This window comes from uncultured Campylobacter sp., assembly GCF_938045595.1.
In the GTDB taxonomy this organism is placed as follows: Bacteria; Campylobacterota; Campylobacteria; order Campylobacterales; family Campylobacteraceae; genus Campylobacter_B.
In genome coordinates, this window is the sequence record NZ_CALIBB010000208.1 from 1 (window position 1) to 11,536 (window position 11,536).

Consider the following 11,536-nt stretch of genomic DNA (forward strand, 5'->3'; position numbering starts at 1 on the left):
TATCCTTTTTTTAAAATTTTAACTCATCTGTGCCGCGATCTTTGCGGCTTTTGCTAGTTTTGATACGCATACGTCTTCGCGTAAATTTAAAGCGCGCAAGGCGCACGGCAAAATTTAATTAGCGTAGATCATGCGCGGCGATCATGCGTAAATTTAAGCCGCATGAGATCTGCGACTAAATTTAAACGGCGCGCAGACGGTGTGGACCGGGCGCGGCAGAAGCGATGAAATTTAGCTGAATTTTACAGCGCGTTTTTGAAAATCTGCGTCAAATCAATGCTAAATTCGCGCAAATTTTAAAATTCTACGTTTCAAATTTAAACTCGCCGCGCAAAGCCGCCGTATGTTTCAAAGCGCGCTTAGCCGCCGAAAGATCCGCTGCTTTTGCCGCTTTTACTTCCTCCGAAAAATCCGCTTCTACCGCTTCGCGCCTTGTCGTTTTGCTGCTTTGCTTGATTGAAGCTATCGACGCTTCTGGAGTAGGCGCTCGGGCTTTTGTAGGCGGTTTGGCGCTGGCTTTGATAGGCGGGGTTGTTAAACAGCTTGCCGCCGATCCACGAGCCGATGATGGCGCCTGCAGCGCTTGCCAAGATCGCTTCGCCCAGGCTCATGCCGCCGCTGCTAAGCTGCGCGTTTTGGTTGGTTAAATTTGAAGTGCCGGCGTCGATTTTGGCGTTTTCTTCGGCTAGAAGGGCTTTGGTTTCCTCATCGCTTAAAATTCTCTCCGTGCCGTCGAGCGATCTTAAGATGATCTGGGTTTTTTCGCTCGGAAATTCCTCTAAAATTTTATATTTTCCCGGCGCGACCTCTTCGAGTCGCACGAGCGCGCCTTCTTGCAGACGGACATTTTGCTCCTGCCCCCTATCGTCGCAGCCCGCTAACGAGCCCGCCATAACGAGCCCGAAGCCGCTTACCAGCGCATAGCTAGCGATTTTGCGTAGTTTCATTTTTTTCCTTTCAATGATTTTATATCTAGGCTTTGATTTATCAAAAGCTCGTTTCCCTCGACGCGGATAAACTCGCTCTTGCCGATGTTTTCGATGATTAGGCTTTGCGCTTTGAGGCGCTTTTTGCGTTTGAGCGATTTTACGAATTTTGCAAGGCTCGTCCATTCGCTACGATCGAAGGTTTTTTCTTTAATTTCGACATCGTAGGGTTTGGCTTCGCGGCTTTTGCTCGAAAGTAGCGGTTTGTCGAAAAACGACAAAAAATACCTGAGCTTCTCATCGCGCTCTTTATACATCAGCTTGATTTCATCTTTCGAGGCGATTAAAATTTCCTCTTTTTCTTTGTGAAGCCTGTCCTTATCGCTTTGCAGTGCTTCGATTTTGCCCTTTAGTTCGGAGATTTCTTTGATGAGATAGTCGATGAAGCTTTGAGTGCCAGCTGTGCCACTAGTGCGCGGGCTTTTCGCAGAGCTTTGCGAAGCGGGCTCGCTTTGTTGTATTTCATCATCTAAAAGCACGTAGCGTACGCCGCCGCTTTCCTCGGCGCGCAAGGAATTTCTGCGGATGCGGTTATAGACGGCTTCTTTTGAAATTCCTAAAATTTCGGCTGCTTCGCCGATCGAGACTTTTTTCATACAAAGATGCCTTTTAGCGTTTTAGGTAATTATTGCTAAATTTGCCTAAAATAGGCATTAAACGCTTTATTTACAAAGATAGATTCCGCCTTATCGCAGCTGGCGCGCGATAAATTCCGCTTGTTTGCGCCCACACGATATAAAATTTCGCTTCGCTCGCAAAAGCCGCGTAAAATTATTTTTTGCTGAGGTTTTAAAATTTTAGCCCAATAATGTTGCTTAATTAAGTATATTTTTTATACACTTACAAAAAATTTTAGTATTTCAAAGGAGGCGAAATGCCCGAATCGCCTAAATATAAAAAATCCGAAATTCGCTGTAAGCTCATTTTAGACGCGGCGCTGGAGCTGTTTTTAGCCAAAGGTTACGAGGCTACGAGCTTAAGCGATATCATCGAGCTTAGCGGCGGCTCGCTATCGTCGGTTTATAAGTATTTTGATAACAAAGAAAGCCTATTTTTGCGCATCATCGAACTGCAAAGCAAAAAGCTCGACGAGCGAATGAACGAGCGCATGCGAATCAACAAAGACCTAAAATTGCGCGAGTATCTGCAGGAGTTTGCAGGGATTTATCTGGAGTTTCTTTTTGCTCCGGAGGCGATAAAATTCTACCGGCTGATACTTTTCAGCGGCTTTAACGGAGCGCTTAGCGAGAGCCCAAAAATCTTTTTAAAAAGCGGCGTGCTAGGTTCGCCGAATGCGCTAGATGAGTATTTGGCGGCGCATTCGGACGAGTTTGCGCCCGGGCGCACGGCAAAAAGCCTAGCGCTATATTTTTGCTTTTTGCTTAGAGAGCCGCATTTTAGCAGGCTGCTATTTTTCGACGAAAAGCTAAATTTCAAAGCGAGCGAGCTAATCAAGGACCGCATCGATATGTTTTTGCTCGGCGTAAAAAAGCGCTAGTGGCGGAATTTTACGGCGTAAATTCCGCGCTTTCGTACTTCTAAATTTTATGAGCGGTTTGGGACTTGGATTTTGTAGCTTGGATTCTATCCGTTACCAAGCGCTATAAAATGCCACGTATCCCGCACTTAAAATTTTAATTCTATCGGCGCAGAATTTTTAAAACAATTAGAGCCAAAATTTTATTTTCCGCATTAAATTCCGTGCTGCAGTTAAAATTTCATCGTTAAATTTCGCGCCTCTTGCCTGCGCCTTTAAATTTGCGCCACTCAGATTTTAAATTTAATAAAACCTCTTATAATCCCGCGAAATTTCAGATCAAAAGGATTAAAAATGGATTATGATATCATCGTAATAGGCTTTGGCAAAGCAGGCAAAACCCTTGCCGCAAAATCCGCCGCGCTAGGCAAAAAGGTTGCTCTCATCGAGCGCTCGCCGCAGATGTACGGCGGCACCTGCATCAACGTAGGCTGCATCCCGACCAAGCGGCTAGTTACGGCGAGCAAGGAAGCAGGCTTCGTAAATTTCAGCGTGCTCGGAGAGTATTTCGTGCTGAGCATGCAGAAAAAGGACGAGCTCGTAGAGGCGCTGAGGGCGAAAAATTTAGCAATGCTAAAGGGTAACCCGAATATCGACGTAATCGACGGCGAGGGCTCATTTACGAGCGCGAATTCCGTGCGCGTGCTAAGTCCTGACGGGCAGACGCGTGAAATTTCAGCAGAAACGATCGTCGTAAATACGGGCTCGAGGGAGGTCGAGCCTAGCTTTGAGGTAAGCTCAGGGCTCGCTTATAGCAGCGAAGAAATTTTAAATTTAAAGATCCTGCCGAAGCATCTCGTAATCATCGGCGGCGGATTTATCGGGCTTGAGTTTGCTTCGATGTTTGCGGGGTTTGGCTCTAAAGTCAGCGTGCTGATGCGATCGAAATTTATGAAAAACGAGGATGAGGACGTGGCTGCCAGCGTCAAATCCGCTCTGCAGGCCCAAGGCGTGGAGATTATCGAAGGCTGCGAGTTTTTGAGCTTAAAGGGCGACGAGCTAAAATTTAACCTCGCGGGCGAGAGCAAGGCGGTCGCGGCGGATGCGTTTTTATACGCCCTCGGTCGTCGCGCGAATACGAGCGAGCTAAATTTAGCCGCTGCGGGGGTGCAGACGGACGCGCACGGCAATATCATCACGAATGAGCATCTGCAAAGCTCGACTGCTGGCATCTACGCGGCAGGCGACGTGCGCGGCGGCGAGATGTTTACCTACACGAGCTTAGACGATTTTAGGATCATTTTTAGCGCGCTTTTCGGAAACGGCGCGCGTACTACGAAAAACCGCACGCCGCATGCAAGCGTGCTGTTTACCCGCACGCCGCTAGCTCGCATCGGCCTTAGCGAGAGGCAGGCAAGAGAGAGCGGACGCGAAATCAAGGTGCTGAAGCTTTCGATGGCGACGGTGCCCGGCGCCAAGGTCGTAGCGCACGACGAGGGAATGATGAAGACGGTGGTGGACGCAGCTAGCGGCGAAATTTTAGGCGCGGCGCTTCACTGCGTAAACGCGCACGAGATCGTTAATGAGCTGGCGATCGCTATGGCACTGGGCGCGAAGGCAGACTTTTTCAAAAATCAAATTTTTACGCATCCTAGCATCAGCGAAGCGCTGAACGATCTTTTCGGACAGTTTTAAATTTAGAATTTAACGGCGCTCGGGCCTGGCGATGCCCGGGCGCCCTAGCTAGGCAATGTCCTACCCCAAGCGCCCGGAACAAATTGATCGTGAAATTTAATGCGCCGGAGCGGATTAAATTTAAACTGGGTTAAATAATTTGAGTCCTTGCCGCCAGCGTCTTTCTTGGTCGCTATAGCTTGGCACGTATCACCTCATCCACCGCTTGTAAAAATAATTTCTAGGTTATCTTGGAATTGTTTTAAAGGAGCTGCGCGTAAAATTCTGTTAGCACCTATCGGTATGTACTAATCGCTTGTTGTTTAGAATTTCAAAAATTTATACTTTATGAATAGGCTCGAAATTTTATCTATCCCCAAATATCAAATAGGCTAAATTTCTACTCAAATTCCCATACGCAACTACCCAATATTCTCGTATGATGTTTTTTATTTGCAAGTTGTCGTTCAGAAAGTCGGCAAATATTTTAATCCTATCTTTGTCTACTGTGCCTAGCTCTTCATCCTCTTTCTCAAACGAAGCAACAATTAAATGCGACAGAGCAATCTTGTCGTGGAAATTTAATGTCTTGTTTTCTAGTAGATTTAGCATTGACGTAATTTTGCCGATATCTGCTAATTCTAGCTCCCAATCTTGCTCATTTCCCGTCGAATCTAACCCCAAAAGCTTATTTAATTTTATCGCGCTTTCTTTTCTTACGAAATAATCGGTCATTTTATTATCCTTTATATATGTTTTCACCGCGATACTCAGCCGACCGCGCTATCTAGCAGTTTCCTAGAATTTTGCAAAGCCCATACGAAATTTTCGAGCTCTACGCAGTCTTTTAATACAAATCCAAAATTTAACAGACCTACCGATAGGGCGTCGCCATCTTTTATGACATGCGCTATTAGATTGCCTTTATGTTCTATACTCACTTTATTCTCATATCTTGTAAATTTAAAGATATTTTTCGAGCATCTTCCGTTTCTTTTTGAAAATTTCTCAAACTGCTCCGCAAAATTCGGTCTTTGATTCCCATCTTTTAGCCATAATCCCCCAGCATATAGCGCCCATATAAGCTCGTAAAAATTGATATTATGCCGAGTCTCGGTAGCAGCGACTAAAAGCTTATTTGTTTCATGGTTGATCTGTATTAAAGGCTCTCTGTCCATATGCCAAATCTCGGCTACTACTTTTTCTCTATCCGGCACGGAGGCAATTAAAAATTCAAATTCATTTTTTATCATATTAAAATCCTATTTTTTGTTTTTTACTACCTAATTTAATTTGAATGTTCTATCGTTCGAGCCTAAATCATATTTACCCCATTCTTTTATGACATCTTGAGCTATACTTTTTACGCGGAATTCCTGCCCTACTAAAATAAGCATCTATTTTCTCCATAATTCTATTAAATCATCATATCTAAATCAAATTCCTATCCATATCAAATATTTTGGGATAGTTTTTGTAGTTGATTTCGATGTAGTCGCCTTTTTTAAATTTTGTAGCTCGCGTCGATAAAACCTCTAAAACTACAAATTCAAATCCGAAAAATAGCTCATCCCATCCCTCTTCTCCTTCTTCAAGACCTGGATCGCAGCATCCTTCAAAATCATCATAAAATCTGACTTTATATATATTATTTTCATCAAACTCAATGATAAACTCTCTTTTGTTTAGTTCATATATATTTCTAACCAAATTTTTCATAATATCGCGTTCGTTGTCCGAAAATCTTAACAAAAAATTCTCGTAAATTTCTCTTCCGCTTAGCATCGCACTCCTTTTTGCAGTTTAACAAGGATTTGTCTGCTTGTGCCTTTTAATCGGCTTCTTGGCTATTGTATTTCGCACTCTCGATCTCAGCAAATGTTAATTTCGCTAAAGGATTGATAAGCTTAGCGATACAATATTTATTATCGCATGTAATCACGCTTTGACGCTTATCTACTTTCATTGCATTAGAGCAATTCGGGCACATTACATAGCCTTCGCCCAAATCAACGCCAATCGGAAAATTTAACCCTCTCTGCTCTTTCAAAAATCTAAGAAATTCCTCTTTTGAAATTTTGATATTAGAAAATAATCGAAAAATTTCTTCTGCCTTTTGCCTTATCTCGCCTTCTTTAAAAAATACGTTAGGAGCCTTTTTAAAATCTTCATCAAACTCAGAAAATCTACCCGCCATCATATCCAATTCTTTTAATGCCTGCTCTTCCGCTTTATTGGTTGCGCAATATAGAGATTCCAAATCATACATCTTATAAAATTCATCGCAAAACAGCTCTATATCGCACCAATCGTATATGAATCCAGCTATTAAATAATACAATTCTTCATTTTGCTGCATATTTCACCTCATTTTAAATTTTATCGCCATTTTTATTATTTACGCCTTTTAGAATTTCACGTAATAGATCGTTTTCGGCGGCATTTTTCTCATCTAATATTGATACGCCCATAGTTGTTGGAGTAATCTTAGATAAAAATAGATTTACAAGCTCTGTTTTTTCATCGATTCCGTATGACGATGTAACTATATCCAATAAATCGTGCCGCTCTATAAAACTATCAAAGATATCTTCTAATTGCGACGCTTTCTCTGCGTAGAAGAATATCCACTTTACGCCTATAAGAAAATCCGTTGTGATATTACTAAAGATATCTATCTTATCCATAAAGTGCGATCCGATAAGCAAATATATGTCTAAGCCGCTTTTGGACAAAGAGCCAAGCTCGTAAATAGAACCGATATTTTTATAATTTATCATTTTATTTCTCGCTCCCTTGTTTTTTTATCATCTTTAGCCACTCTTTTTCAAATTTATAATATCTTTCAAGCTTTTTATTCTTTTCTATTTGATCAGATTTTTCTATCTCAGCATAATCTTGCAGCTCGCCCCCGCACTTAGGGCAAACACTCCTATCTTTAACGTCCGAGAAATTATAAAATTTACTTCTCATATTTTTAAAATTTTACCGTAATTTTCCTACGAAATTTTACTTAAATTTGGCTTCAGTCGTTTAAAATTTTATCTCTTTGAAATTTAAATTTCAACCATTGTCCGGCGTTTTAAATTTCTCTGTTTTTTTAAAATGCGCGCCTCAAACGCCGCTTTAAAATTTACGCAGACGCGAGCAAGCGAGAGGCTGCTGCGATAAATTTAAAGCCAAATTTTATTTCTAGCCATTTTTTAATTCGTTTCTTATTTTTAATATATTAAAATCCCGCTCCGTTTCATTTGCAAATTTGAAACGTATTTCTAAAAAGGAAAATCAATGAGCGAAAGAAATTTACAAATTTTAGGTTGGGCGGGCACATGCCTGTCGGTCATCATGTACGTATCCTACGTGCCGAACATAATGGCAAATTTAGACGGCAACAAAGTCCCGTTTCTCCAGCCGCTCGCAGCCGCGATAAACTGCACGATATGGGTCAGCTACGGTCTTTTAAAGCCTAAAAAGGACTATCCGCTCGCCGCGGCGAATTTCCCGGGGATCATCTTTGGGCTGCTAACCGCAATAACGGCGCTTTAACCGCGCTTTTAGCGGCTTAATAAATTTCAAAATCGCCCGCGCTGTACCTTGCATGCTGTGTCCGCAACGCTTTTTAGCCGCCTACTACGCTGCAACTGCTCGATCGCCTGTCGCACCGAGCCTAAGCTAGCTTGCCACAAGCGCGCCCGCACCTCACAAATCCATTACGACGCGGCTTTAGAATTTCACAAAATCGCCCGCGCCGAATTCAAGTTCGCCGAATTTAAATAACTTTTATGCAAAATTTGATAAGCTTATTTCGGTCAAAATTTTATCTTTAAAAGGACGAAAAATGAAAAAGGTCATCACTTGCGTCGATCAAAATGCGCTTGCCCCGGCGGTTAGAGATTACGGAATTTACGTCGCTAAAACCTTGGGTGCCGAGCTCGTGTTTATTCACGTGGTTGAAATCCCGGAGCTTGGCGAAAATTTTTATGGGCTAGCCGCAGGCGGGATCGTCCTAGGAGAGAATGATATCCTTGCAAATAGCTACGGAAGTCCCACACTAGGCGGCGTGGATGCGGAAAAAGACCACGAAGAAGCTGAAGCGATGCTGGATGAATATATCTGCGCCGCGACTGCTGCGGGCGTAAAGGCGAGTAAGATCATTAAAGATGGCGATTTCATCGACGTTATCGCCGAGTACAAGGACGAAGCTGAAATTTTTGTACTCGGTATCAAGGGCTCAAATAACGAGGACGTAGGCTTTAACGCAAGCGTGCTGATAAAGGAGCTCCACGTGCCATCGCTGCTCGTGAATAAGGAATTTTCACCGATTAACTCCGTGCTCATTGCGTTTGACGGCACTGACGCGGCGAAACGCACGCTTGAGTTTATAAAGAGCTCAAAGCTTCTTGCGAGCGCACATAAGCATGTCTTGCACATCAATCTCGATGCCGCAGAGGGCGAGCGGATGCTGGATCTGGCGCGCGAAATTTTAGGCACTCAAAACGCCACTTTCAAATGCATCCAAGCCGAAGTGCCCGCCGATGAGATCATCAAATATCGCCGCGCTAATGACCTCGATCTAATCGCTACCGGCGCCTTTACGAAGGGATTTTTCAAAAAGCTCTTTTTAGGCAGCGTCTCCGAGGATATCTTGCACAATGCGCTTGTACCGGTGCTAGTGCTATCGTAATCGCAAGACCAAACGCCGATAAACGCTAAATTCCGTCGCTTACGTTATTTTAAAGCGGCGGAATTTTAGAATTTTAAATTTTTTAATCCTTCGTTTTTCAAATTCATATACTTTTTAAAATTCATAGAAATTTTGCTTAAAAATTCGTCAATAGATCTTATTAAATTCCGTTAAATTAGTAATTGCATATAAAATTTTATGATTTAGTTTATTAAAAATTTTATTGTTATTTAAGAAGAATTGTAAGATAATCCCGCCAGTAAATTGATATGGATTATAAAATCTAAAAAGGATTTTTATGAAAAAGGGTAAAATTTTACTTTCTTTTGCGCTACTTTGCTCGCCGTTTTGGCTTACTGCGGCGCAAAATAGTGGCACTTCTCAAAACTCATCCGCCGCAAGCTCCACCTCTAAAATTTCGTCGTCGCAAAGCTCTGCGCAAAAGCCTGAAAACCCTACCGTTGCAAATTCCGCGTCGCAGGGCAACGCTGTCGTAAGCCCCGCTACTAAAGGCGTTGCACAAAATTCCATGCCGCAAAGCGGTAGCGCGGCAAATTCTACGCTGCAGGGTTTGGACGACGACAATCTCGGCACCATAAACGTCACGGGCAAGGCCGATCTGTCCACTACCGAGGGCACGGGCTCTTATACGACGGGCAATATGAGCACCGCGACGGGGCTAAATTTAAGCATAAGAGAAACGCCGCAGTCCATAAGCGTCATCTCCAATCAGCTTTTAAAAGATCTGAGCTTGCACAACGCCGAAGAGGCTCTTTCAAAATACGCCACCGGCATTTCGCTAAATAACGACGCGGGCGGCAATCGCATCGTCTCGCGCGGCTTTTATGTCGATAATATCCAAGAAGACGGCATCGCAAGCTCGGTTTCTAGCTCCGTGTTCGGGCCACTGGGCTCATCGAAGGAATTTACCGATTTGGAATTCTACGATCGCGTTGAGGTTCTGCGCGGCGTAGCGGGCCTTACGCAAAGCAACGGCGAGCCCGGCGGCACGATAAATTTAATCCGAAAGCGCCCGAGCGATCAGTTCGGCTTTAACGCAAGTCTAAGCGGCGGTAGCTGGGATAATTATCGCGGCATGATCGACGTAACGGACGCGGTAAATCAAAGCGGTACGGCACGCGCGCGGCTGATCGGAATTTTAAGTAAAACGGGCTCATTTAAGGACTATCCGCGCAACGGCTATCGCGAAGGCGTCGGCGTTTCGACGGAATTTGACGTGGCCGATAAGACGCTTCTTAGCGCGGGATTTTTGTGGCAAAAAACCGTCGGCGTATATGATATTTACGGCGTGCCCGTTTTAGACAATCATGGAAATTTACTGAATTTACCGCGCAGAAGCTACTTCGGCTCAAACTGGGATAAGATCGAATATAAAAAATTTAACGCCTACAGCGAACTTTCGCACGAATTTAGCGATGATCTGAAAGCCTATGCGAGGCTCAATTATACCGATAGCGATAGCATGTTAAAATTCGGAGCGCTCGGCGGGGCAGATCCTTACAACGGCACCACGTCGCATACGGTGCGATATAGAATTTACGATAACGACTCCAAAGAGATCGGGTTTCAAACGGGACTAGATGGTAAATTCGAAGCATTTGGGCAGAAGCACGACTTTTTCTTAAACGGCTCGCTTAGCAACGAAAAGCTTAATTGGCGCGAGACTAGAACGAGAGATTCGTCTATGGCGTCACTGGGGATGAATATTTATAATTGGGACCGCTCAAGGATCGCTCAACCCGATTGGAGCAGCGCCGCTACATTTAAAGACCGAAGCTCCACTACCATAAAGCAGCGCGCGATCTCGCTCGGGACTAGATTAAACTTAACCGACGATTTCCACTTTTTGCTCGGCGGACGCTTTTCGAAGGTAACCTACAGCAGGTATTATTATAATATTTTGCGCGGTACGGCTTCGCATAGCACAAGCCCGAGCAAATCGGATTTCACGCCGTATGCGGGAGTGGTCTGGGATTTTGCGGATAATTTTTCATGGTACGCAAGCTATGCCGAAATTTTTAAGCCGCAAGCCGCGCGCGATAAAGACGGTAAAATTTTAGATCCCGTCGTCGGCTATAATTTAGAAACCGGCGTGAAGGGAGAATTTTTTGACGGCGCGCTTAATACGAATGTCGCGCTATTTCAGATCATTCAGAAAAATAGGGCGATGAGCGATCCTCTTAATACGAACTACTCCATCGCCGAGGGCAAGGTGCGAAGCCGCGGCGTGGATGCCGAGCTACAAGGCTCGCTTACTGAGAATTGGAAATTATTCGCAGGATATACTTTCAACCGCAGCGTCTATTTAAAGACGGAAAGAACCTCCGCAGCGGTCGATTATAGCAAGGGCGCAAACGCCAAACGCTACATTCCGAAGCATCTGTTTAAGCTCTATACGAACTATGAAATTCCGCTCGGCGAAAATCGTAAGATCGCTTTGGGCGCCGGCATGCGCTATCAGAGCAAAACCGCTTCGATATATCGCGAAAACGTTGCGTACTATGCCGCGCCGCAGAAGGCTTACACGCTGTGGGACGCAAACGTCGGCTATCATTTCGACAAGCACTTTAGCGTAAATTTTGCGGTCAAAAACATCACGGATAAGAAGTATTTTCAAAATACGCAAAATCGCGTCGCGGGGATGAATAATTACTACGGCGAGCCGCGGAATTTTATGTTGACGCTTAATTATAC

At 44.1% G+C, this 11,536-nt stretch carries 13 protein-coding genes; 5 read left to right on the forward strand and 8 right to left on the reverse strand.

Annotation, left to right across the window (positions count from 1 at the left end):
* Positions 1 to 359: 359 nt before the first annotated feature.
* Both Q0340_RS08160 and Q0340_RS08165 read right to left on the reverse strand, forming a co-directional pair.
* Complete coding sequence (locus Q0340_RS08160) at positions 360 to 947, reverse strand: UPF0323 family lipoprotein (protein WP_298082898.1); 588 nt, start codon at positions 945 to 947, stop codon at positions 360 to 362.
* Positions 944 to 1,582 (reverse strand): helix-turn-helix domain-containing protein, encoded by a 639-nt coding sequence (locus Q0340_RS08165; protein WP_298082899.1) that lies wholly within the window; start codon positions 1,580 to 1,582, stop codon positions 944 to 946. The genes Q0340_RS08160 and Q0340_RS08165 overlap by 4 nt, the downstream gene beginning before the upstream one ends.
* A gap of 278 nt (positions 1,583 to 1,860) precedes the next feature.
* On the opposite strand from Q0340_RS08165, the gene Q0340_RS08170 reads away from it, so the two are divergent.
* A complete protein-coding gene (locus Q0340_RS08170; protein WP_298082900.1) occupies positions 1,861 to 2,484 on the forward strand; it encodes a TetR/AcrR family transcriptional regulator in 624 nt (207 codons plus the stop codon).
* Between the two features lie 333 nt (positions 2,485 to 2,817).
* The gene (locus tag Q0340_RS08175; protein WP_298082901.1) at positions 2,818 to 4,158 is read left to right on the forward strand and encodes an FAD-dependent oxidoreductase; all 1,341 of its coding nucleotides are present in this window, start codon (positions 2,818 to 2,820) and stop codon (positions 4,156 to 4,158) included.
* A 345-nt stretch (positions 4,159 to 4,503) separates the two neighbouring features.
* Here Q0340_RS08175 and Q0340_RS08180 read toward each other — a convergent pair whose 3' ends face one another.
* From Q0340_RS08180 to Q0340_RS08205, 6 genes are all read right to left on the reverse strand, one after another.
* A complete protein-coding gene (locus tag Q0340_RS08180; RefSeq protein ID WP_298082902.1) occupies positions 4,504 to 4,872 on the reverse strand; it encodes a hypothetical protein in 369 nt (122 codons plus the stop codon).
* A 35-nt stretch (positions 4,873 to 4,907) separates the two neighbouring features.
* On the reverse strand, positions 4,908 to 5,390 hold the full coding sequence (locus tag Q0340_RS08185) for a hypothetical protein (RefSeq protein WP_298082903.1): 483 nt from the start codon (positions 5,388 to 5,390) through the stop codon (positions 4,908 to 4,910).
* Between the two features lie 178 nt (positions 5,391 to 5,568).
* Positions 5,569 to 5,922 carry a hypothetical protein gene (locus Q0340_RS08190; RefSeq protein ID WP_298082904.1) on the reverse strand — a complete coding sequence of 118 codons (354 nt, stop codon included), beginning with the start codon at positions 5,920 to 5,922 and terminating at the stop codon, positions 5,569 to 5,571.
* Between the two features lie 46 nt (positions 5,923 to 5,968).
* Positions 5,969 to 6,496, reverse strand: coding sequence for a hypothetical protein (locus Q0340_RS08195; RefSeq protein ID WP_298082905.1), 528 nt, complete (start codon positions 6,494 to 6,496; stop codon positions 5,969 to 5,971).
* Between the two features lie 13 nt (positions 6,497 to 6,509).
* Entirely contained in the window at positions 6,510 to 6,917 is a 408-nt protein-coding gene (locus tag Q0340_RS08200; protein WP_298082906.1) for a hypothetical protein, read from the reverse strand.
* A 1-nt stretch (position 6,918) separates the two neighbouring features.
* Positions 6,919 to 7,110, reverse strand: coding sequence for a hypothetical protein (locus Q0340_RS08205; RefSeq protein ID WP_298082907.1), 192 nt, complete (start codon positions 7,108 to 7,110; stop codon positions 6,919 to 6,921).
* A gap of 315 nt (positions 7,111 to 7,425) precedes the next feature.
* Here Q0340_RS08205 and Q0340_RS08210 point away from each other — a divergent pair, with 315 nt between their 5' ends.
* From Q0340_RS08210 to Q0340_RS08220, 3 genes are all read left to right on the forward strand, one after another.
* On the forward strand, positions 7,426 to 7,683 hold the full coding sequence (locus Q0340_RS08210) for a SemiSWEET family transporter (protein ID WP_005872903.1): 258 nt from the start codon (positions 7,426 to 7,428) through the stop codon (positions 7,681 to 7,683).
* 292 nt (positions 7,684 to 7,975) lie between these two features.
* Positions 7,976 to 8,821: a universal stress protein gene (locus tag Q0340_RS08215; protein ID WP_298082908.1), complete on the forward strand. Its 846-nt coding sequence runs from the start codon at positions 7,976 to 7,978 to the stop codon at positions 8,819 to 8,821.
* A 298-nt stretch (positions 8,822 to 9,119) separates the two neighbouring features.
* Positions 9,120 to 11,536 (forward strand): TonB-dependent siderophore receptor (locus Q0340_RS08220; protein WP_298082909.1); only part of this gene is annotated, 2,417 nt, incomplete at its 3' end.

Coding starts and splice junctions, on each gene's coding strand:
- Q0340_RS08185 (WP_298082903.1), bottom strand. CDS start 5,390: ATGATAAAAAATGAATTTGAATTTTTAATTGCCTCCGTGCCGGATAGA.
- Q0340_RS08180 (WP_298082902.1), bottom strand. CDS start 4,872: ATGACCGATTATTTCGTAAGAAAAGAAAGCGCGATAAAATTAAATAAG.
- Q0340_RS08215 (WP_298082908.1), top strand. CDS start 7,976: ATGAAAAAGGTCATCACTTGCGTCGATCAAAATGCGCTTGCCCCGGCG.
- Q0340_RS08210 (WP_005872903.1), top strand. CDS start 7,426: ATGAGCGAAAGAAATTTACAAATTTTAGGTTGGGCGGGCACATGCCTG.
- Q0340_RS08190 (WP_298082904.1), bottom strand. CDS start 5,922: ATGCTAAGCGGAAGAGAAATTTACGAGAATTTTTTGTTAAGATTTTCG.
- Q0340_RS08165 (WP_298082899.1), bottom strand. CDS start 1,582: ATGAAAAAAGTCTCGATCGGCGAAGCAGCCGAAATTTTAGGAATTTCA.
- Q0340_RS08160 (WP_298082898.1), bottom strand. CDS start 947: ATGAAACTACGCAAAATCGCTAGCTATGCGCTGGTAAGCGGCTTCGGG.
- Q0340_RS08170 (WP_298082900.1), top strand. CDS start 1,861: ATGCCCGAATCGCCTAAATATAAAAAATCCGAAATTCGCTGTAAGCTC.
- Q0340_RS08175 (WP_298082901.1), top strand. CDS start 2,818: ATGGATTATGATATCATCGTAATAGGCTTTGGCAAAGCAGGCAAAACC.
- Q0340_RS08205 (WP_298082907.1), bottom strand. CDS start 7,110: ATGAGAAGTAAATTTTATAATTTCTCGGACGTTAAAGATAGGAGTGTT.
- Q0340_RS08195 (WP_298082905.1), bottom strand. CDS start 6,496: ATGCAGCAAAATGAAGAATTGTATTATTTAATAGCTGGATTCATATAC.
- Q0340_RS08200 (WP_298082906.1), bottom strand. CDS start 6,917: ATGATAAATTATAAAAATATCGGTTCTATTTACGAGCTTGGCTCTTTG.